The sequence below is a fragment of the Sphingobium sp. SCG-1 genome, from assembly GCF_002953135.1.
GTDB lineage: Bacteria > Pseudomonadota > Alphaproteobacteria > Sphingomonadales > Sphingomonadaceae > Sphingobium.
Window position 1 is genome coordinate 2,636,037 of sequence record NZ_CP026372.1, and the last position, 22,207, is coordinate 2,658,243.

Annotated in this window: 20 protein-coding genes; 11 read left to right on the forward strand and 9 right to left on the reverse strand. The window is 57.9% G+C overall.

Features of this window, described 5'->3' with window-relative positions:
• The first annotated feature begins 34 nt into the window (after positions 1-34).
• From rpoC to C1T17_RS12080, 7 genes are all read left to right on the forward strand, one after another.
• Positions 35-4,285: a DNA-directed RNA polymerase subunit beta' gene (rpoC, locus tag C1T17_RS12050; RefSeq protein ID WP_104953656.1), complete on the forward strand. Its 4,251-nt coding sequence runs from the start codon at positions 35-37 to the stop codon at positions 4,283-4,285.
• A 347-nt stretch (positions 4,286-4,632) separates the two neighbouring features.
• Entirely contained in the window at positions 4,633-5,505 is an 873-nt protein-coding gene (cyoA, locus tag C1T17_RS12055; RefSeq protein ID WP_223262567.1) for a ubiquinol oxidase subunit II, read from the forward strand.
• Positions 5,505-7,514, forward strand: coding sequence for a cytochrome o ubiquinol oxidase subunit I (cyoB, locus tag C1T17_RS12060; RefSeq protein WP_104955188.1), 2,010 nt, complete (start codon positions 5,505-5,507; stop codon positions 7,512-7,514). The genes cyoA and cyoB overlap by 1 nt, the downstream gene beginning before the upstream one ends.
• Entirely contained in the window at positions 7,511-8,200 is a 690-nt protein-coding gene (gene cyoC, locus C1T17_RS12065) for a cytochrome o ubiquinol oxidase subunit III (protein ID WP_104953658.1), read from the forward strand. The genes cyoB and cyoC overlap by 4 nt, the downstream gene beginning before the upstream one ends.
• Positions 8,197-8,589, forward strand: a complete 393-nt coding sequence (gene cyoD / locus C1T17_RS12070; protein ID WP_104953659.1) for a cytochrome o ubiquinol oxidase subunit IV — start codon at positions 8,197-8,199, stop codon at positions 8,587-8,589. The genes cyoC and cyoD overlap by 4 nt, the downstream gene beginning before the upstream one ends.
• A gap of 108 nt (positions 8,590-8,697) precedes the next feature.
• A complete protein-coding gene (locus tag C1T17_RS12075) occupies positions 8,698-8,934 on the forward strand; it encodes a hypothetical protein (RefSeq protein ID WP_104955189.1) in 237 nt (78 codons plus the stop codon).
• Positions 8,931-9,578, forward strand: a complete 648-nt coding sequence (locus tag C1T17_RS12080) for a glutathione S-transferase (protein ID WP_223262568.1) — start codon at positions 8,931-8,933, stop codon at positions 9,576-9,578. The genes C1T17_RS12075 and C1T17_RS12080 overlap by 4 nt, the downstream gene beginning before the upstream one ends.
• A 15-nt stretch (positions 9,579-9,593) precedes the next feature.
• Here C1T17_RS12080 and C1T17_RS21325 read toward each other — a convergent pair whose 3' ends face one another.
• From C1T17_RS21325 to C1T17_RS12095, 5 genes are all read right to left on the reverse strand, one after another.
• The gene (locus tag C1T17_RS21325) at positions 9,594-9,767 is read right to left on the reverse strand and encodes a hypothetical protein (RefSeq protein ID WP_189338323.1); all 174 of its coding nucleotides are present in this window, start codon (positions 9,765-9,767) and stop codon (positions 9,594-9,596) included.
• Positions 9,768-9,859: 92 nt separating this feature from the next.
• Positions 9,860-10,363, reverse strand: coding sequence for a cyclodeaminase/cyclohydrolase family protein (locus tag C1T17_RS12085; RefSeq protein ID WP_189338324.1), 504 nt, complete (start codon positions 10,361-10,363; stop codon positions 9,860-9,862).
• Positions 10,364-10,399: 36 nt separating this feature from the next.
• A complete protein-coding gene (locus C1T17_RS21025) occupies positions 10,400-10,726 on the reverse strand; it encodes a hypothetical protein (protein WP_145958996.1) in 327 nt (108 codons plus the stop codon).
• Between the two features lie 140 nt (positions 10,727-10,866).
• Positions 10,867-11,703: a TorF family putative porin gene (locus tag C1T17_RS12090; RefSeq protein ID WP_104955190.1), complete on the reverse strand. Its 837-nt coding sequence runs from the start codon at positions 11,701-11,703 to the stop codon at positions 10,867-10,869.
• A 299-nt stretch (positions 11,704-12,002) separates the two neighbouring features.
• Positions 12,003-12,710 carry a response regulator gene (locus tag C1T17_RS12095; RefSeq protein ID WP_104953662.1) on the reverse strand — a complete coding sequence of 236 codons (708 nt, stop codon included), beginning with the start codon at positions 12,708-12,710 and terminating at the stop codon, positions 12,003-12,005.
• A gap of 231 nt (positions 12,711-12,941) precedes the next feature.
• Here C1T17_RS12095 and C1T17_RS21030 point away from each other — a divergent pair, with 231 nt between their 5' ends.
• Positions 12,942-13,250 carry a PilZ domain-containing protein gene (locus tag C1T17_RS21030; RefSeq protein ID WP_145958997.1) on the forward strand — a complete coding sequence of 103 codons (309 nt, stop codon included), beginning with the start codon at positions 12,942-12,944 and terminating at the stop codon, positions 13,248-13,250.
• A 13-nt stretch (positions 13,251-13,263) separates the two neighbouring features.
• Here C1T17_RS21030 and C1T17_RS12100 read toward each other — a convergent pair whose 3' ends face one another.
• From C1T17_RS12100 to C1T17_RS12110, 4 genes are all read right to left on the reverse strand, one after another.
• A complete protein-coding gene (locus C1T17_RS12100) occupies positions 13,264-14,313 on the reverse strand; it encodes a methyl-accepting chemotaxis protein (protein WP_223262569.1) in 1,050 nt (349 codons plus the stop codon).
• A gap of 208 nt (positions 14,314-14,521) precedes the next feature.
• Positions 14,522-14,707 carry a hypothetical protein gene (locus C1T17_RS21330; RefSeq protein ID WP_189338325.1) on the reverse strand — a complete coding sequence of 62 codons (186 nt, stop codon included), beginning with the start codon at positions 14,705-14,707 and terminating at the stop codon, positions 14,522-14,524.
• A gap of 110 nt (positions 14,708-14,817) precedes the next feature.
• Positions 14,818-16,275, reverse strand: coding sequence for a sensor histidine kinase (locus tag C1T17_RS12105; protein WP_189338326.1), 1,458 nt, complete (start codon positions 16,273-16,275; stop codon positions 14,818-14,820).
• 399 nt (positions 16,276-16,674) lie between these two features.
• Positions 16,675-18,318: an FAD-dependent oxidoreductase gene (locus tag C1T17_RS12110; RefSeq protein WP_104953664.1), complete on the reverse strand. Its 1,644-nt coding sequence runs from the start codon at positions 18,316-18,318 to the stop codon at positions 16,675-16,677.
• 165 nt (positions 18,319-18,483) lie between these two features.
• On the opposite strand from C1T17_RS12110, the gene C1T17_RS12115 reads away from it, so the two are divergent.
• From C1T17_RS12115 to C1T17_RS12125, 3 genes are all read left to right on the forward strand, one after another.
• A complete protein-coding gene (locus C1T17_RS12115) occupies positions 18,484-19,611 on the forward strand; it encodes a zinc-binding dehydrogenase (protein ID WP_104953665.1) in 1,128 nt (375 codons plus the stop codon).
• Between the two features lie 335 nt (positions 19,612-19,946).
• Positions 19,947-20,126, forward strand: coding sequence for a hypothetical protein (locus tag C1T17_RS12120; RefSeq protein WP_189338327.1), 180 nt, complete (start codon positions 19,947-19,949; stop codon positions 20,124-20,126).
• 118 nt (positions 20,127-20,244) lie between these two features.
• The gene (locus C1T17_RS12125) at positions 20,245-22,176 is read left to right on the forward strand and encodes a PAS domain-containing sensor histidine kinase (RefSeq protein ID WP_104953667.1); all 1,932 of its coding nucleotides are present in this window, start codon (positions 20,245-20,247) and stop codon (positions 22,174-22,176) included.
• The last annotated feature ends 31 nt before the right edge of the window (positions 22,177-22,207 follow it).

The window sequence follows — 22,207 nt, forward strand, 5'->3', positions numbered from 1 at the left end:
CTCCGATATTTTACCCTCCTGAGGGAATTTGAAAATGAACGAACTGACCAACTTCGCAAACCCGGTCGTAAAGCCGGAAACCTTCGACCAGATCCAGATCGGTCTCGCCTCGCCAGAGCGTATCCGCTCCTGGTCCTTCGGCGAGATCAAGAAGCCGGAAACCATCAACTACCGCACGTTCAAGCCTGAGCGCGACGGCCTGTTCTGTGCGCGCATCTTCGGTCCGATCAAGGATTACGAATGCCTGTGCGGCAAGTACAAGCGTATGAAGTATAAGGGCATCGTCTGCGAAAAGTGCGGTGTCGAGGTCACGGTATCGAAGGTCCGCCGTGAGCGGATGGGCCACATCGAACTGGCAGCGCCTGTCGCGCACATCTGGTTCCTAAAGTCGCTGCCTTCGCGCATCGGCCTGCTGCTCGACATGCAGTTGAAGCAGCTTGAACGCGTCCTCTACTTCGAAAGCTACATCGTCATCGAGCCGGGCCTCACCGCGCTCGACAAGTATCAACTGCTCAACGAAGACGAACTGCTCGACGCACAGGACCAGTATGGCGAAGACGCCTTCTCCGCCGGGATTGGTGCCGAAGCGGTCAAGCAGATGCTGATCGACCTCGACCTGGAAGGCGAAAAGAAGGTTCTTCTCGAGGAACTGGCCGTCACCAAGTCGGAACTGAAGCCCAAGAAGATCATCAAGCGTTTGAAGGTCGTCGAGAGCTTCCTGGAATCCGGCAACCGCCCGGAATGGATGATCCTGGACGTCGTTCCGGTCATTCCGCCAGAACTGCGCCCGCTGGTGCCACTGGACGGCGGTCGTTTCGCCACCTCGGATCTCAACGATCTGTACCGCCGCGTCATCAACCGTAACAACCGCCTAAAGCGGCTTATGGAACTGCGCGCGCCGGACATCATCGTCCGCAATGAAAAACGCATGTTGCAGGAAGCCGTCGACGCGCTGTTCGACAACGGCCGCCGTGGCCGCGTCATCACCGGCGCGAACAAGCGTCCATTGAAGTCGCTGTCCGACATGCTGAAGGGCAAGCAGGGCCGCTTCCGTCAGAACCTGCTCGGCAAGCGCGTCGACTATTCGGGTCGTTCGGTGATCGTGACCGGTCCGGAATTGAAGCTGCATCAGTGCGGCCTGCCTAAGAAAATGGCGCTCGAACTGTTCAAGCCGTTCATCTACGCCCGTCTTGATGCCAAGGGTCTGTCGATGACCCTGAAGCAGGCGAAGAAGTGGGTTGAGAAGGAGCGCAAGGAAGTCTGGGACATCCTGGACGAAGTGATCCGCGAGCATCCGGTCATGCTGAACCGCGCGCCCACGCTTCACCGTCTCGGCATCCAGGCGTTCGAACCCGTGCTGATCGAAGGCAAGGCGATCCAGCTTCATCCGCTCGTCTGCTCGGCCTTCAACGCCGACTTCGATGGCGATCAGATGGCCGTCCACGTTCCGCTGAGCCTTGAGGCCCAGTTGGAGGCGCGCGTGCTGATGATGTCCACCAACAACATCCTCTCGCCCGCTAACGGCAAGCCGATCATCGTGCCGTCGCAGGACATGGTCCTTGGCATCTATTACCTTTCCATGGAGCGCGAAGGCGAGCCGGGCGAAGGCATGATGCTCTCCGACATGCCCGAAGTGCATCAGGCGCTGTTCAACAAGGCCGTGACGCTTCACTCGAAGATCATCAGCCGCGTTCCGCAGACTGATGAAAACGGCAAGTCGTACATGAAGCGTTTCGAAACGACGCCGGGTCGCATGCTGCTGGGTGAAACCCTGCCGCAGAGCCATAAGGTGCCCTTCGACGTCATCAACCGCCTTCTCACCAAGAAGGAAATCGGTGACGTGATCGATCAGGTCTATCGTCACACGGGTCAGAAGGACACGGTGCTGTTCGCCGACGCCATCATGGCGCTGGGCTTCCGCCACGCGTTCCAGGCCGGCATTTCCTTCGGCAAGGATGACATGGTCATTCCGGACTCGAAGGTCGGCACGGTCGACGACACCAAGGCGATGGTTGCCGATTACGAGCAGCAGTATCAGGACGGTCTGATCACGCAGCAGGAAAAGTACAACAAGGTGATCGACGCCTGGTCGCGTTGCGGTGACGTTGTCGCGAACGCGATGATGGACGAAATTCGCGCCCAGCCAAAGGACGAGAATGGCCGCATGGCCCCGATCAACTCCATCTACATGATGGCGCACTCGGGTGCTCGTGGTAGCCAAGCGCAGATGAAGCAGCTTGCCGGTATGCGTGGCCTGATGGCCAAGCCGTCGGGCGAGATCATCGAAACGCCGATCATCTCGAACTTCAAGGAAGGCCTGACCGTCCTTGAATACTTCAACTCCACCCATGGCGCCCGTAAGGGTCTCGCCGACACCGCGCTCAAGACGGCAAACTCGGGTTACCTGACTCGCCGTCTGGTCGACGTCAGCCAAGATTGCACGATCGTCGAGGAAGATTGCGGCACCAACCGCGCTCTGGAAATGAAGGCCATTGTGCAGGGCGGCACCGTCATTGCCTCGCTTGGTGAGCGTATCCTCGGTCGTACGACGGCTGAAGATATCGTCGATCCAAAGGACAGCAGCGTCGCCATCCCTGAAGGCACTCTGCTTGACGAAGCCCTGATCGCGCAGATCGAAGGCATCGGCACGCAGGCCGTGAAAATCCGCTCGCCGCTGATCTGCGAAAGCAAGATGGGCGTCTGCGGCAAGTGCTACGGTCGTGACCTCGCTCGTGGTACGCCGGTCAACATCGGTGAAGCCGTCGGCGTCATCGCGGCCCAGTCGATCGGTGAACCGGGTACGCAGCTTACCATGCGTACCTTCCACATCGGCGGCGCGGCGCAGCTCAACGAAACGTCCAACCTCGAAGCGGTTGCCGACGGTACGCTGGAACTGCGTGACATGCCGACGATCACGGACAGCCGTGGCCGTCGCCTGTCGCTCGCCCGTAACGGTGAACTGGCGATCATCGATCAGGAAGGCCGCGAACGCGCGGTCCATCGTCTGCCTTACGGCGCGACGATCCTGTTCGAAAACAATGCAAAGGTGAAGCTGGGCGATCGTATCGCCGAGTGGGATCCGTTCACCATGCCGGTGATTACCGAGCGTCCAGGCGTCGTGAAGTATGTCGACCTGATCGACGGCAAGACGCTGACCGAGCAGACCGACGAAGCAACGGGTATCGCCCAGCGCGTTGTCACGGAGCATCGTGGATCCGCCCGTACGAAGGAGGATCTGCGTCCGCGCCTGACCCTGCTGGACGACGGTTCGGGTGAAGCGGCGCGCTACATGCTCGCTATCGGTGCCACGCTCTCGGTCGAGGACGGCCAGACCGTTCAGGCCGGTGACGTGCTGGCGCGTGTCTCTCGCGAAGCCGCGAAGACGCGTGACATCACCGGTGGTCTGCCGCGCGTGGCCGAATTGTTCGAAGCGCGTAAGCCCAAGGACAATGCGATCATCGCCAAGATCAGCGGTCGCGTCGAATTCCTCAAGGACTATAAGGCGAAGCGCAAGATCGCCATTCGTCCCGAGGATGGGGGCGAGCCGGTCGAGTATCTGATCCCCAAGAGCAAGGTGATCGACGTTCAGGAAGGCGACTTTGTGAAGCGCGGCGACAACCTGATCGGCGGCTCGCCTGATCCGCACGATATTCTCGAAGTGCTCGGCATCGAGCCACTGGCCGAATATCTCGTGTCGGAAATTCAGGAAGTCTATCGACTGCAGGGCGTGAAGATCAACGACAAGCACATCGAAACGATCGTTCGTCAGATGCTGCAGAAGGTCGAGATCACCGATGGCGGCGAAACCACGTTGCTCGCTGGCGAGCAGGTCGATGCCGAAGAGATGCACGAGATCAATGCGAAGCTTACCGCAGGGCAGCAGCCCGCCGTCGGCAAGCCCGTGTTGCTCGGCATCACCAAGGCGTCGCTGCAAACCCGCAGCTTCATCTCGGCCGCTTCGTTCCAGGAAACCACGCGCGTTCTTACCGAAGCCGCGGTTCAGGGAAAGAAGGACACGCTGATCGGTCTGAAGGAAAACGTCATCGTTGGCCGTCTGATCCCGGCCGGTACGGGTGCAGGTATGAACCGCCTGCGCGTGGCGGCCTCCAGCCGCGACGCCGCCATGCGCGCGCAGATCAAGGGGCTTCAGGCCCACCTGATCGCGCCGCAGACCGCAGCCGAGGAACATGCCGCCGAACTGGCGCAGGGTCCGGAAGCGGCGATCGGTGACGATCCACTGGGCGCGATCCAGGGTGAAGACTTCACGACAACCGACGCGGAATGAGAATGAAGACGCCGCGACCATGAGGGACGCAGCGTCCTGAAAATGAGAAGCCGCCGGGTGCAAATCCGGCGGCTTTTTTCATGCCCCAAACACCGCTGTCCTGCGGTGAAAAAGCAGGAGGCGGGGTCACAGATTATCCCTCTTCAGGCTGAACTAAACGGGCTGCCTTGACGTTGACGACGCACGACGTGCACAATGCTTTCATCGGATGTGAGGGCCACCAGCGCACAAGCGGGTGCTGGATCACATAGGATAAAGAGCCGAGACTCAACGATCGCCATAAAGCCACCGGGAGGACAATGATGCGCGCAGTCCCATCTCGTTTGGCGAAAATATGTTTGCGGAGCATGGGCTTACCTCTCGCATTAGCCGGTTGCTCGCCGGCTACCATTCTTTCGCCTGACGGCCCCATTGCAGACGCAAACCGGACCATCCTGCTGAATTCGCTCGTCATCATGCTGGCGATCGTAATCCCGACGATCGTGGCGACCTTGGCATTCGCATGGTGGTTCAGGGAAGGGAACACAAAGGCAAAGTACCGCCCCGATTTTGTGTATTCCGGCCGCATAGAGATGATCGTCTGGTCGATCCCGATCTTGGTGATCCTGTTCTTGGGCGGCGTGATCTGGGTCGGCAGCCATGATCTAGACCCGCGCCGACCGATCCAATCCACCATGCCGCCGCTGGAGGTTCAGGTCGTCTCGCTCGATTGGAAGTGGTTGTTCATCTACCCGCGCGAGGGGATTGCGACCGTTAACATGTTGATGATCCCCGTCGGGCGTCCCGTGCATTTCAGGCTTACCTCGGCGAGCGTCATGAATACCTTTTTCGTGCCGCGGCTGGGCTCCATGATCTACACGATGAACAGAATGGAGACGGAGTTGAACCTGCGCGCCGATCGGCCCGGCACCATCTATGGACAGTCGGCGCACTTCAGCGGCGATGGCTTTTCCGACATGAACTTCGGCGTGCGATCAGTTCCGCCAACGGAGTTTGCCAACTGGGTAGCCCGCACGAGGACGCAAGGCCCGACGCTCGACGCGAGGGGCTATGCGGCGCTCTACAAGCAGAGCAGCAATGTGAAACCTTTTAGCTATCGCGCGACACAACCAGGATTGTTCGAAGCGATCGTCAGCCAGAAGATCAAACCGCAACCTGGCCCCTCCACAGGCGGCGGTCGCGACCCGAATATTTCGCCAGAGCCGCTGGAGCATAAATGATGTTCGGGAAACTCGATTGGACGGCCATCCCCTTCGATGAGCCTATTCCGCTCGTGGCGGCGGCTGTCGTGTTTGCCGGCTTGCTTGGTGTCCTCGCGTGGGTCACGAAGAAGCGCTATTGGCCCTATCTCTGGCACGAATGGATCACGAGCGTCGATCATAAGCGGATCGGCGTCATGTACACGATGCTCGCTCTGCTGATGCTGATCCGCGGCTTCGTTGACGCTATCATGATGCGGACGCAGCAGTCGATGGCCGTCGGTGGCGCGCAGGGCTATCTTCCCCCCGATCATTACGACCAGATTTTCAGCGCCCACGGCACCATCATGATCTTCTTCGGTGCGATGCCGTTCGTGATCGGACTGATGAACTTCGTTGTACCGTTGCAGCTCGGCGTGCGCGACGTGGCCTTCCCGACACTCAATTCCGTGAGTTTCTGGCTGACGGCGGCAGGCGCCTTGCTGGTAAACGTCAGCCTCGTCATCGGCGAGTTCGCGCGGACCGGGTGGCTTCCCTATGCGCCGTTGAGCGAGACGACCTACTCACCGGGCGTAGGCGTCGACTATTACCTGTGGGCGATCCAGATATCGGGGGTGGGCACGTTGATGTCGGGGATCAACCTCGTCACGACAATCCTGAAGATGCGTGCGCCGGGCATGTCTTACCTGCGGATGCCGATGTTCTGCTGGACGTCGCTGGGCTCGAACATGCTGATCGTCGCGGCCTTCCCGATCCTGACCGCGACGCTCGCGATGCTGACGCTCGACCGGTATCTGGGCTTCCACTTCTTCACCAATGAAGCCGGCGGCAACATGATGATGTTCGTGAACCTCATCTGGGCGTGGGGCCATCCCGAAGTGTATATCCTGATCCTGCCCGCGTTTGGCATCTTCTCGGAGATATTCTCAACTTTCTCCGGTAAGCCACTGTTCGGCTATCGGTCCATGGTCGCGGCGACGCTGTTTATCGTGATTGTATCGTTCTGCGTCTGGCTTCACCACTTTTTTACGATGGGCGCAGGTGCGGACGTGAATGCGGCGTTTGGCATTGCCACTTCGGTCATTGCCGTTGGGACAGGGGTCAAGATCTACAACTGGCTGTTCACGATGTATGGCGGTCGCCTCCGCTTCCCGACGCCGATGCTCTGGTCCCTCGCCTTCATGGTCACTTTCGTCATCGGCGGGATGACCGGGGTTCTCCTCGCCGTGCCGCCAGCCGACTTCATGCTGCACAACTCGATGTTCCTGGTGGCGCATTTCCACAATGTCATCGTTGGCGGCGTCGTGTTCGGCGTGATTGCAGGCTATACGTTCTGGTTTCCCAAGGCGTTCGGTTTCTCGTTGGATGAACGCTGGGGAAAGATCGCGTTCTGGCCTTCGCTGATGGGCTTTGTTCTCACTTTTGGCGCGCTCTACGTCGTTGGACTGGAGGGCATGACGCGGCGGCTCCAGCATGTCGAAGTCGACGAATGGGTGCCTTGGCTCCATGTGGCGCTGGCGGGCGTCGCGTTCATGATCGTAGGCGTGGCGGCCCAAGTTGTGCAACTCGTCGTCAGTATCCGCGACCGCGAGCGGTTGCGCGATATGACGGGAGATCCTTGGGACGGCCGTAGCCTCGAATGGTCGACGCCTTCCCCGCCTCCAGCCTTCAACTTCGCGGTCATGCCCAATGTGCAGGGTGAAGAAGCCTATTGGGGCGTCAAACAGCGCGCAATTGAAGAGCAGCGGTTGGGCGAGGAGCCTGATTATGAGGAGATCGAGATGCCGCGCAATTCGCCGACCGGCATCATTACTGCGTTCTTCTCGACTTTGATCGGGTTCGCCTTGATCTGGCACATCTGGTGGCTGGCGATCGTGGGCTTTGTCGGCGCCTATGCCACGTTCGTGGTGTTCGCGTGGCGCGACATTGAGGAATACGACATCCCCGCAGAAGAAGTTGCACGCGTCGACCGCGCCCGCCGCGAAGCACGCCAGCAATGGCTTTCCGAACGTGCGGAAAATCCCGCATGAGCAGCGCGCCCGCCCATCCAGCGGAACATAGCGCGCGTCATCAGCACAGCGACCCCTATGCTCTTGGCCGCGGACATGGAGGCCATGGCAGGGGCGCAACCGGTCACGGCGAGGGCGGTCCGGCGTCCAAACGCGTCATTGTCAGCTACGGGTTCTGGATTTACCTGCTGTCAGACATCGTCATGTTCTCCGCCTTCTTCGCGGCGTATGCCGTGCTAGCTGGCGAGACGGCGGGCGGGCCGACGGGACGCGAAATCTTCGGTCTTGGCCGCGTGGCGATCGAGACGACATGTCTGCTCCTGTCCAGTTTCACTTGCGGGTTGGGCAGTATCGCCGCCGAAAGGCGCGACATGCGCGCGACGCAGCTATGGCTTCTCGTCACCGGTATCCTCGGCGCGCTTTTCCTAGCCATCGAACTTCAGGAGTTCACCGAGCTGATAGCACAGGGCGCGGGGCCGCAACGCAGCGCCTTCCTGTCCGCCTTCTTCGCGCTTGTTGGGCTGCATGGCCTACATGTCGGCGTAGGACTGCTCTGGCTGGGCACCATGATGGCGCAGATTGCCGTGAAGGGCTTCCGGCCGAATATCCGGCGGCGGCTGCTGTGTTTCAATTTGTTTTGGCATGCGCTCGACATCATCTGGGTGGGTGTCTTCTCCATCGTCTATCTACTGGGAAGCGGCATATGAGCAGGGAAGAGGACGATTTTCAAGACAGCGCCCCCGGCGAGGAGCACGTCAACGCGCATGAACCGATAGGCGGCGCACGGGGTTACATTCTGGGGCTTGGCTTGGCCGCGTTGCTGACGGCGGCGTCCTTTTGGGTCGGCTGGACGGACATGATCTGGCGCCCAGCGGTTCCTGCCGCTATCGTGGTGCTGGCGATTGCGCAGATGGGCGTGCACCTTGTTTTTTTCCTGCACATCACAACGGGTCCGGACAACACCAACAACGTCATTGCGCTGGCCTTTGGAGTGTTGATCGTCTTACTGGTGGTGCTCGGCTCGATCTGGATCATGGCGCACCTCAACCATGGTATGCAGATGGGGCCGGACGATATGAAGACGCATATGATCTAGAGCGCCGTCCGTCTTCGTCGTGCCGCCATGTCTTGCCAGGGGTTCATGCAGAGGGCATTGACTTGAGTGAGGCCGACGCCAGCGTCGAAGCAACCAAGGACTGCCACCGTGACGAATATAGCCTGGGATCAACCCGCAACACTGATCGATCTGGACGGGAAGGCACCGCTTATCTCCAACATCCGAGAATGCGCCCGTCACTTCGCCGCGTTAAAGCCCCAGCATCAGCAAGAGGCGCGCGTGTTGCTCACCCAGCCGGTTTTCCGCGAGGGCAGGAAAACGCGAACCTGGATACTAGAGCCTCAAGAAATCGCGGCGTTGGTGACGCAATTATCGGACGCGTGAACACGCCGCCTTATCCCGTTCTCTACAGTTTCCGCAGATGCCCCTACGCCATGCGGGCACGCATGGCGCTGCTGGTCAGCGGCACCGTCTGCGAATTGCGCGAGGTGAAACTTGCAGACAAGCCCCAGGCAATGATTGACGCCTCGCCAAAGGCCACGGTTCCGGTGCTTGTGCTCGGTGATGGGCAGGTACTGGACGAAAGTCTGGACATCATGCTTTGGGCGCTAGGCAACCATGATCCCGAAAAGTGGCTGGAAGGCGATCCCGCGTCTTTGATCGAGACTAACGATGGCGCGTTCAAATATCATCTGGATCGATACAAATATGCGACACGATACGATACCGACCCTATCGAGCATCGAACCGCCGCCGTCCGCATTCTGCTGAACTTAGAAGAGCGTCTGTCACACAATATCAATCTGCTTCGGGACGAGCGGTCCCTCTCCGATATCGCCATCCTGCCCTTTATCCGGCAATTTGCAGAGGCAGATCGCGCACACTTCGACTCACTGCCACTTCCACGCCTTCAATCCTGGGTTAAATGCCATATCCAATCACCCCTCTTTTGCGGGGCTATGGTTCGGCTCGCACCGTGGCAGCCGGGTCAGGCACCCGTCATGTTGGGATCAGAGCACGCGCATTGAAATGCTCAGGGTGGATCAAGCGCCCGCGATGCCCTCCATAACCTTACCATGGCCGTTGCAATATTCGCATTGCTCACCGTCGACTTCGCCAGTGCCATTGCAGCGGGGACAAATATTTTCGCCGATGCCTGCCGGTCCGGGTGGTCCCACATCACCGGGAGCAGGATTATCAGGGTCAGGGGATTCCATAAACTACTCCATTGCAAGCGGAGCGCCGCATGGCGCGGCAACCGGGCGACATAAGCTAGCTAACGACCAACTTCTCAATTGGGTCCACACTATTAGACGCCTGAGGAGTTTGGCGACGCAAGCTCAGATGCATTCGCCCGCTGGATTGCGGCGGCACTTTCGGAGAGGGAAAGCGCTGCCGTCAGATCGTTCGTCATGTTCGCATTTATAATAGGCCGAACACCCTGCACGATCAGGTCCACCTCGTCGCACAATGCCAACATCCGCTTCGCCAGATCATCCAGCGCCTGCGCTTCATCGTCCACGCAATCCGCCGCAGCAGGCCCCTCATGCTTTGCCGCCAACATCGCCGCAAACCGCGCGGCGTCCTCGTCAGCCAACGCGAGCGCGGCTTCACCAATAGTGGCGAGCCGACCGTCGGCTTGGGAGAGTTCAGCCTCGCGACGATGTTTGAGAGTCATCAGCACCGCCTTGCGCGCCAGTGCTGAGGCCATTGCCAAGGCGACACCGCTCGCCGCACCCGCGCCTGGCGACGGCTTTATAGTGGCGATGTCCGACAGGAATCCGCCGATTACTTCGTGAGCAATCCTGTTCACGCTCGTCTGCGCGTTCTCATCGACGGGAATGCTGCGTTATTGATAGCCGCCTTCTTCCTCACGCTCTTCGGCGGCATCCTTCTGTGCCTCCTCCATTGCCTCTTCGGTGTCATCTTCGTTTTCGGCCAACTCTTTGGGATCATTCGGACCTGTAGCGGAAATCATCACTGTATCCTTGGCTGTGGTTGCACAGGATGATTTAGAACCTGCTGCGTTAAGCAAGGTTCCCCTGTCACGAGCTGCGGCAAACAGCGGAATATAGGTCCACCTGTTCAAATGCTGGCGTGCCGTAGCATAAATTAGCGACACGGCGGTGTAACGAACATAGGGAGAATGCGCCCTCAACGCAAAGATCGACGGCATGCAATCTCGGGCTCGGCAAGCCCCCCTTGGCCGAGCCCAATTTTTCTGAGCAGCAACAATCGCAAGCCGATCAGACCGCAGGCCAAAAAAAGGCGGGCGATAACTGCACTTGCAGCTACCGCCCGCCTTTCAGTTACATATTAGAAGGCGGCCGTGACAGAGAACACCACCGTTGCGTCGGCGATAGACCCCGTACCGTCCTGCCCCTTGCTGAAGCTGTCCTGTAGGTAAGCCGACTCGCTGCCCGAAATGTCGGTGTCCACGTAAGCCACACCCAGCGTGACCGGGCCGAGCGCATAGTCTGCACCGATGAGCCAGTCCCAATATTCACCCGTAGGTGCAACCGACGTCGCGAACGGGCCAAGGCCGGAATTGCCGTTCGAATAGCCCAAGTGGCCCTTCACGGTCAGGCCGGTGTTGGGAACGCCAGCAGATGCATCACCCCAGATATAGAGGTTGTCGTTCTTGTCGCCTGGAACATCATACACGCCAGTCCCGGCCGACGTGCCATTCAGGAACCAGTTGCCCAGCGCTTCCTGCTTCGGCGCGTAAGCGACGCCCGCCAGCAGGTTCAACGGACCCGTGGTTCCGGAAAGCTTTACATAAGGTTCGATGAAGTCCGTGTTGTCGAAACCGCCCGGATACATATACCAGGTCGCGCCCACATCAAGTGAACCGCCGGCCAGCGGCAGCTTGTAGCCTGCTACGAGGTCCAATTCCATATTGGCGCCGCCGAAGGTACCCCACCCGGAAAGGTTGGAACCCCAGGTGCCGACATAAAGGCCGCTTTCATGAGATACCGTGAAGCCACCCTGCACGGCCAGTTGCTCATCCGACTGAGATACGCCGCGGAACCGGTAATCGGAGACGAGCGCCACGCTGCCAGTGACCGTGACCGGCGCAGGAGCTTCCTGTGCCAAGGCAGGTATGCTGCTGCACGCGAGAGCGGCACCAGCGGCTAAATAGAAATTACGCATGAACATCCCCTTTTGGAAAGAATGTTCCATCCTGCATCCCGCTGCCGCTATCTATACTTGCGAGGTCCGCAAGCTGGCGATCATTCGGGATGACTTGGCCTAAGCAGACCGAGAGGCGCTTGCCTGCCTAAAAGATCAATGCTTCGGCGCTTTCGTCAGAATTGTAACGTGAACGCCACAGTTTGTTTCTGATACATTTCCACGACATGTCTAATGATTAAACAACACGTACTCATTGTTTCTGTGCGTTCAAGAGGAAGCCGAGGCAGATCAAAATCGAATCAGTACGTCGCCACAAGCTATTCCCGCGTGACTTCCGTGCTGAACATATACCCGGTGCCCCGGACTGTTACGATCGGCGCACGCATGTTCCCATGAGTGATCTTGCGACGAAGACGGCTAATCAAGACGTCGATGCTGCGTTCGGAGGCATCGCCCAATCTCGCCTTCGACAACTCGATCAGTTTTTCACGTGCGATGACCCTTTGCGGATTTTCGAGAAAAGCCGTCAGCAGGTCGAATTCCGCACCTGTGAGTTCGACGACAGCGTTCGCCGGTGACAGAAGCTGACGCCTTGGGAAGTGGACAGTCCATCCATCAAAATGGGCTTCGCGATAGCCGGCCGCATCCTGTCTGCGATCCATGCCACCTCTCCGCAGGACTGCTCGTATCCGGGCAATCAGTTCCCGCGTGTCAAAGGGCTTGGCCAGATAATCGTCGGCTCCCACTTCCAGGCCAACGATGCGATCCACTTCCGTTCCCTTCGCGCTGAGGAAGATGATCGGCACATCTCTTTCCCGGCGTATTTCACGACACATGTCCAAGCCGTTTGTACCGGGAAGCATCACGTCAAGAACGATGATGTCGACACCCCCCTCCTCAAGCGCGGCCCATGCTTCCGCCGCCGAGCCTGTGGGATTAGCGGAAAACCCATTTTGTTGGAGCGAACGCGTCAGCAACGTGCGGAGCGCGGGATCGTCCTCCACGATCAAGACATTGGTATTCATGGAACTCCACAGGCAAGACAATGCGCTTTGAGACAAGCGGATCAAGAGCGCTTGCAACTCCGCGACTGACCTAATGCTGGTCTATGTCGCCTGGATTGTCTCTTCGTAACATTATGTTTCTGCCGGATATCAAACTCTCGATGAGAGTCTCAGCGTATTTCCGGCGCTCCATAATTAATATGGTGCCAACCATTTCGGTGTAAGGTTTACCAACCCTAATTGGAACGCGCCATGTCTAGATCTGATGCCCTAGCGTTAAAGCCCAAGACGTTCATAGAGCGTGCCCCTCGGCAGAACCTGAGCTGCACGGCAGAAATCTCCGGTCCCACCGTGCCGACATTTCAAAGCAGGGTACGCAACATTTCCAGTTCCGGTATGCTGATCGACCATTACGGCCATGTCAGCGTCGGCGATGTGGTTATATCAAAGCTGCCTGGCGCTGACGATATGGTGGGCACAATTGTGCGAGTACGCGACGGCACCGCCGGGGTAAGATTTCTGTCGGCGTTTGACGTCAACGGCTACCGCAGCAGCCTTTGAAACGCGTTCGGCCTCAGTCGTTAGCGACATTGGCGTACAGCGAGCCGGTGCTTTCGATGCAGCCATACCAACCAAGGCCCGCATAGGTTTCGTAGCCCGGTGTCAACGCGAATGATACCAACCGCCGGCCATCTGTATAGAACCCCTGCTTCTGGCCATCTGGCTTCAAATTGAACGTTTCCGTCAGAACACCCCGCTTGTCAGACGATGCTATGACTCGGAGGCCCGCGTCGAGCAGCATGACCCGGCTTCCGGTCTTCTCATCATCGCTGAGTGCGATGTTGCTGATAACTGCCTGCGCCTGCGGCTCCCAGTCGAAGAATATGCCCAATACACCCACCGGCTCGCCTATGGTATCACCGTCACGGCGGATCGCAGTGGAATAGGCCGCGACCGCAGCATCCTCCAAGAGCGGGTTGCGGCTGATGTTGCAGACCGCAAAGTCGTCGCCACTCTGCGTCTTCAACGCCTTCTGGAACCACTCGGCGCTAGACACGTCTGTTCCACAGAGGCCCGGGTAGCGATCTCCACGGCCATTGGCGACAATACGCCCTTTCAAATCAACGATCCACAGGTCAAGATAGACCGTATAGGAGCGAAGGATCGTCGCGAGCCGATTGCTGGCATGGGCCAGCACGTTGCTGCCATCTTGGCTACAGACTGCATCTACTACCGCGCTGTCAGTCGCCCACCAACGAACGTCGCAAGAACGCTCGTATAAATTGCGGTCCATGATCTCCACGACGTTCCGCGCGAGATCCGAAAATCTTGCACCCCGGAAGTCGAGCATCATCCTTTCTCCCGCCGTTTCTATTCGCGCCATGTTCGATCCTATGGCGCTTCGTAACTCTGTCGACAATAAAGCGACTTCCTTAGCAAATTCAGACATCTCCTGCGCCACGACGGCAAATGCCGATCCCTGAATGCCCGCCCGCGTGGCTTCTATTCGAGCGTTAAGAGACAGGGTGTTGGTGCGCCTAGTCAGATCGTCAATTACGCCAATCTTCTCTTCGGTAACGCGATGTACTTCAAAGGCCAGCTTCAGAATATCTTGCAACTGCAAGCCCTTTCAATAGGCAAATGCCACATGCGAGCATTCTGCCTCAGAATAGGTCTCGCCCTCTTCAACTGAGCATTACGTATAAGAGACAACTCATCAACTTAATTTAGAACGGTTGCAACATTTGCAACCCACGTTCTTACTAATTATCTTAGAAAAGGACATTCGTTATATATAACAAAAGGATAGCTCAAATTCGCAATTGCATGATTTACAATTTTGACTTAATCTTTGACTTGGAAAAAATGTCATACCAGGCAAATCCTTTTCTTCCGCCGGCCAATGCAGTTGTCTCCGCATGTCTTTCGCGCCTCATTCGTTGAACGACTGAAATAAGATTGGTAATACTCGTCAGCACGGCAGCGAAACCCATAAGCGTGGGTCCATCGATATCCATTTTCCTGCGACTCCCTAACCGTTTTATGCTGACATTGTTCACTTTTTGTTCTTTGTAGGAAAGAGCAAAAATTAAGCCCGGTGCAATATAAACGGTTGAGTGACGAACATTCAGGCTGCGGAGGTGGGAGAACCTTTCCCCACCGAAAGCATAGGAAGCGCTATCGTACAACGCACAACTCCGGCGTCGATCTCATATGACGTCGTTGCGCCAAGCTCATAAGGCAGAGCACGTTCGATCAGCTCCCGGCCATATCCCCCAGAAGTCGAAGACGCATCGTAGGCCGTGTCGACCCCGCTTTCCAGCCATTCCACGCTCAAGAGTGTTTCTCCCTCCCTGTCCGTGTCCTGCACGTCCCATCTGACCAACAAGTGGCCCTGATCCTTCAGTGCCCCGTATTTAGTTGCGTTAGTTGCAAGTTCATGGAGAGCCAGGGCGAAGGTCTGCACCATATCAGGAGACAGATACACATCCGCTTCCCCTTCAAGAGTCACCTTTTCGGCAAACTCGTCTTCATCCAGCAAGGCCCCGTGGGCAGAAAGCTCGGAAAGCAGCAACTCACGAAAAGTCACGCCCCCTCCCCGTTCTATCTGTGCCGTGAATGCCTGCACGCGGGCCAACGCGCTGAGCCGGTGCCCCAAATCTATGGCGAAGTCCTCCATCGAGGCGGAACGCATGAGCGTTTTACGCGCGATGGAATCTATGAGGCCAATCAAGTTGCGGGAACGGTGCTGTAACTCGCTCAGCACAAGTTGTTGTCTTTGCGTCACCGATCGCTGCTCCGTTATGTCGTACATTGCGCCGATCATCCGTTCGGCTTCCCCGACTGCATCAAAGAAGAAGCGGCCAAAAGCTGACGCCCAGACGATGCGTCCATTTGGATGCTGAAAGCGCAACTCGTGAATATAGGGGACTCCACTCTCACGCGCCTCATTGAGTTTTGCCAATGCCGAAAGTCGATCCTCTGGATGAACGCGATCGGCCCATTTCTCTAAACCAGGTTCGACTTCACCGACTTCATAACCCGCCATCCGGTAATGCTCGTCCGACCAGATCACTTTCCCCGTCTTCACATTCCAGTCCCAGATGGCGAGGCCAGCGACATCCAGGGCAAGCCTCAGCCTTTCTTCGCTTTGTTCGAGTATTCTCGTCAGCTTGAGAGGAGGATCAGCGATTTCAGCAGCCTCACGCTCCCTGTCTGTGGCGAATTGGGCTGGATCAGTCCTCAAGCTCGTGACGCGAACCTGGACCCACGAAACCCTGAGCTTGTCGTCAGTTACCGGGGTTAGCTCCAGGTCGAAGATATGAGGGGGTCGGATGGTATGATCGGCTGTCGGCCATAAGAAGTTTCGGACTATCCCCGGCTTTCCGTCGAACGCCTCGTCAAACTGGTACGAAGCTTCTTCAGATTCCGGAAATGCTTCAGCAAATGGCTTACCGAATGCGTTGGGATGACGGGCATCAAGCAATTGTGCGAAAGCGCCATTATAGATGACAATCCGCTGCGGTCCGCAAAGTATGAAGCCGGGCACCCGGCTGTTGAGCAGAACTTCTGTCAGATGCTGCAACCTTGTCGGCCAGCGCCGTGGTTCTCCCAGCGCACTTTTACTCCACCCGCCGCGACGCAACAAGCTTACCACTTCTCGCCGCGCGAGTTGAAATTCGTTGGAACTATCTGCGCTTAAGATTCTCATTCAAGCCATTATAACTAAGAAGAAGTTCACAATTATAAAAGAAAGGAATGTTAATTTTTTGCGCGCTTGTAAATTCATCGATGGACGTAGCGGGTGGAAAAATCGGACACTTCGGGTACTCCAAATGGTTCTGCGGTTTTAATATCAGTGTTGTTTTGTACGCCACCCCGATTACAGCGGATATGCTGGACATTCTGCTGTGGAAATAACCAGTTTAGATTATATTTGTCGCATTCTTGGCCAAGGGCGATTGGCATGTGAAAGGCATAACGATCATTGCGCGTCCTTAGCAGCCCGCTCCGCCAGCATCGCATGGATCTGGGCGACGACGGCCGCACCCTCGCCCACTGCCGCCGCAACCCGTTTGGTTGAACCGGCGCGCACATCGCCGATCGCAAACACACCGGCAGTGCTTGTTTCGAGCGGCAGCGATCCACGGCCGGTAATGACGAACCCCTTCCCATCCGTTTCAATGCAATCCTGCGCCCAGCCGGCATTGGGATCGGCCCCAATGAACAGAAACAGGTGACGCAGCGTGCAACGATGTGTTGTGCCGTCTTTTAGGTCGCGAAAGATTGCGCCCGTGAGGCCGCCCGTTCTATCCCCTTCAAGCTCTACAATCTCTGATCCCACATGAATTTCTACATTGGGGAGCGCATCGATGCGGTCGATCAGGTAGCGTGACATCGTTTCCGAAAGCTCTCGCCGAACTACAAGATGCAGGCGTTTGACCTGCGGCGCAAGGAACACCACGGCTTGCCCCGCTGAATTGCCACCGCCGACAAGGGCGACCTCCTCCCCCGCACACAGTCGCGCTTCGACCGCAGAGACCCAATAAGAGACGCCTGCCCCTTCGAACGTCGAAAGGTTTGGTACGTGCGGCCTTCGATATCGAGCGCCTGATGCGATCACCACGACGCGCGCCTGCATACGGCGATCCCCGGCGCAAAAGACCGTAAGTTTGTCGCTCTCGCATTCAAGCCGCTCGACGGCGACAGGAATGGCAATTTCCGCCCCGAACTTCAGCGCCTGATTGAAAGCGCGGCCGGCGAGCGCCTGACCAGATATCCCTGTTGGAAAGCCAAGATAATTCTCGATCCGGGCCGATGCGCCCGCCTGCCCGCCCATCACGCGCGCATCGAGGACGATCACTGACAGCCCCTCGGACGCTGCATAGACGGCGGTGGCGAGACCTGCCGGGCCAGCGCCGACAACTGCAACGTCGTAAATTCGGTCGGGATCGATCGAAGGGACAATGCCAAGACATGCGGCCAGTTCCTCATCAGTGGGTCGCTTGAGTACAGGTCCGGCCGGACACACCACCAGTGGTAATTCCTCCGGCAGCACACCCATGCGCTCCACGAGTGCCCGGCCTTCTTCATCGACATCCACATCGAGTACGAGGTTTGGCAGACCTCCGCGGTTGAGGAACGCCTGAAGGCGCAAGATATCGGGGCTGTCTGGAACACCGATCAGGATAGTTCCAGCACCGCCCTCTTCGATCAAGCTGACGCGCCGAAGGATCAGCGCCCGCATCACGATTTCCCCGACGTCGGCTGATCCAACCATCAACGCGCGCAAATGCGGAGGATCGAACGGCAGGGCAAGGCAGCCATCAGGTCCGGCACGCCCCGCGGCGATGGACGGTCGTCCTGCCAACTGGTTCACTTCGCCACTGAATTGTCCGGCGTGATGGGTCGTGATCGGCGCTTCCCCGCTCAGACCATCGCGACGCACGACTTCGATCGAACCTTCCAGCACCAGCCAGGCAGGAACATCCTCTGCGCCCACCGCATAAAGCGTGTCGCCAGCCACAAAGCGGGTTTCCGGCCCGCTAGCGAAGCGACGCGCCGTCTCTACCTGCGCTGGTGACAATGTGGGAAATCGCTGATGCTCGCGCGTGTCGATGGTGCTCATGATGCCCTCCGTCCGATGTCAGGCGCGCCGCACCCGCCGTATCGTGACATTGCTTCATGACAACGGCGAGCGCTTAGATCAACTGCGGCAAACTTACTCTCGGTAGCGCCTTGTAAAACCGTCATCGCCTACCCCATCTGTCAACAGCCCTGAATGGAGTGGAACATGACGCTCACCGGACGTGAAATGCGCTCTACCATAGATGCCGACGGCGTTCTCACCCTGACCCTGGAGGAGATGACGATCGGCGATCCGGGGGATGACGAAATTATCGTGCGGGTCGAAGCGGCTCCGATCAATCCTAGCGATCTGGGCCTGATGTTCGGGCCTGCGGACATATCCTCAGTGACTCTTCCCGTCACTTCGGCAGGTCCAGCCATCAAGATGAGCGTGCCTCGAGAACGGCTGGCGGCGATTCGCGGACGAATCGGCCAATCCCTGCCGATTGGCAATGAGGGCGCTGGAACAGTCGTTGCTACGGGCCGGAATGCTAGGGAACTTGAGGGCAAGCGAGTTGGCATGGTGGGCGGGAGTATTTACGCCGACTATCGAAGGATAGCCGCCAAGGAAGTTATTGTCTTGCCAGAGGGTGCAACGGCAGCGGACGGCGCATCGATGTTCGTCAATCCATTGACCGCGTTGGGCTTCGTCGAGACGGCACGAAGCGAGGGACACACTGCCATCGTCCACACGGCCGCCGCATCGAATCTTGGACAGATGCTACAGAAAATCTGCCTAGCGGATGGCATTCCACTTATAGACATCGTCCGTAGCGAAACGCAGAAGCAAATCCTGCGGGACATCGGCGCGACCCATGTCATCAACAGCAAAGACGATGATTTTCGCCTGCAACTCGTTCAGGCGCTGAAGGAAACCGGCGCAACGATCGCCTTTGACGCCATCGGCGGGGGAACGTTAGGGAGCGATATCCTCTCGTCGATGGAACGCGCTGCCGTCAGCACCATGACCGAATATAGCCGCTATGGCTCTGATAAGTCCAAGCAGCTTTACATCTATGGCGCGCTCGACCCCGCGCCTGCTGTATTCAATCGCCTGGCGTTCGGATTTCAATGGAACGCCGGCGGGTGGCTTCTTTTTCCCTACCTGCGCAGGGCGGGCGAGCAAGTGGCAACGCGGTTGCGCAAGCGTGTCATCGACGAACTCACTACGACCTTCGCCAGCAAATATACGCGGGTCATCGGCCTTGCCGAGGCTTTGCAGCCCGATGTCCTGCGTGCGTATGAGCGAAAGGCGACGGGTGAGAAATTCCTGATTGATCCGACACTTAGCTGACGGCTGACGCGCACAGGCGAACGGCGCATCGCCCTTCCTGGTCACACTGCCTTTAGTTTCCTGATCCTGATCTCGTCCAGAACGGCTTGCTCCAGGCACGTCAGCGGCTTTCCCTGCCGGATAGCGCGAGCAATTCGAAGAAGAGCGCCATCCGTCATTATCGCCACGTCTGCGGCCGCCTTCAGGTGATCTTCCATACTGCCCCCGGGCACTTTGTAGTCGAGTAAGTCTATAAGCTGTGGGAGCGCGCGCTACAAACCTAGGTCAGTATTACCTTCGATCAAAAGCCGTGGCACTTTTTTGTGCACGGTCCGTTGAGCGGGCAGGAGAATGGGATGCCTGAGCGAATAGTATCGATTGGCTTACTGACCGAAAGCGATCTTCGGCGATTGGGCAACAGCTTTACTCGGCATTACCCAATCATTGATGATGACCAGTTCGATGAACTGTTGGCAAAGCTGGATCGATTGCCTGCTACGGAAGGTCCCCACGCCAGTAAAGCGCCCGGCAAGTAGAGGTTCGTTTGGCCGTATTTGGAGCCAAGCAGTTCACGGACGATGGGATATACTGCCTGCAGAGCGACGAACCGCATTTCTCGTTTCGATTTTGAGCGAGCAGGCGTAATGGAGCAGAATGACGGAAGTTGAGAATCTGGCGAGCAACGTTAACAAATTCGAATTGCTCGTACAAAGCGTTACCGACTATGCCATATACATGCTCGATCCGACCGGGCGCGTGACGAGTTGGAATGCCGGTGCAGCTCGGCTGAAGGGCTATGAGCCGAACGAGATCATAGGCGAGCATTTTTCGCGCTTCTACACAGATGAAGAGCGTCAAAGGAATATTCCTAAAGTTGCCTTGGAAACCGCGGAAAATGTGGGCCGGTTCGAAGCGGAGGGCTGGCGTGTCCGCAAAGATGGCAGCCGGTTTTGGGCGAACGTCGTCATTGATCCCATTCGCGATCACACGGGCAACTTTTTGGGTTTCGCGAAGGTTACTCGCGATCTGACCGAACGACGTGCAGCAGAGGAAAAGCTTCGTCAAAGCGAGGAGCGCTTCCGCCTGCTAATCCAGGGGGTGATCGATTACGCCATCTACATGCTGGACGCCGAAGGTCATGTAAGCAGTTGGAACGCAGGCGCCGAGCGCTTCAAAGGCTACACGGCGGATGAAATCATCGGTCAGCACTTCTCGAAATTCTATTCGGAGGAGGACCGACAATCGGGCATTCCGCGCAACGCCCTTGAAACCGCGAAGCATGAAGGCCGCTTTGAAGCCGAAGGTTGGCGTATACGAAAGGACGGCTCCCGCTTTTGGGCCAGCGTCATCATCGACGCGATCCGGAATGAGCAAGGCCAACTGATCGGCTTTGCCAAGGTCACGCGTGATCTCACGGAAAAGCGAGCCACAGAGGAGCAACTGCGGCAATCGCAGAAGATGGAGGCGGTTGGCCAACTAACGGGCGGCCTCGCCCACGATTTCAACAATCTTCTGACCGGCATCAGTGGTAGCCTGGAGATGATTCAAATTCGCATGGCGCAGGGGCGCACTGAAGAATTCGACCGATATTTGACTGCGGCGCAGGGCGCAGTTCAGAGGGCCGCGGCGCTCACGCACCGCCTTCTCGCTTTCTCGAGGCGCCAGACGCTCGATCCAAAGCCCACCAATGCCAACCGGCTCATCAGCGGGCTTGAAGAGCTTATTCGACGGACCGTCGGCCCCGGCGTGTTCGTAGAGGTCGTCGGCGCCAGCGGGCTATGGCCCATTCTGGCCGATCCCGGCCAGCTTGAAAACGCCGTCCTTAATCTCTGCATCAATGCGCGTGACGCAATGCCTGACGGCGGCAAGCTGACGATCGAGACAGCCAACACGTCTCTGAAAGGGTTCGCAGCACGCCAGCAGGATTTACCGGATGGAGAATATGTCACGGTGTGCGTGACGGATACGGGATCAGGCATGACCCCCGAAATCATAGCCAAGGCGTTCGACCCCTTCTTCACCACCAAGCCGCTCGGCGAGGGCACCGGACTGGGACTCTCGATGATATACGGATTCGTGCGCCAATCCGGTGGCCAGGTCAGTGTCTCATCGGAAGTGGGGCAAGGAACGACGATGTGCCTTTATCTGCCGCGCCATGCGGAAGATGCCCTGATCGAAGAAGAGCCGCTGCTATCACCCCTCCTGCAGCCGACAGGCGAGGGAGAAGTGGTGCTCGTCATAGATGACGAGCCGACGATCCGGATGCTGATCGCTGAGGTGCTGGCTGAAGCCGGATATGCGGTGATCGAAGCTGCCGACGGACCCGCAGGACTCAAAGTCCTTGAATCGAACGCAAGAATAGACTTGCTCATCACCGACGTCGGTTTGCCGGGGGGGATGAACGGCAGGCAAGTGGCGGACGCGGCGCGCGTGAGCCGTCCGGACCTTAAGGTGCTTTTCATCACAGGTTACGCAGAGAATGCCGTGGTCGGCAGCGGCCGCATGGACGACGGTATGTTCGTCCTTACAAAGCCCTTTCAGATCGACGTACTGGACGCGCGAATCCGGGAGATCATCAAGGATTAGCCTCTGGGTGCGTTCATGGCGCCATGGCAAT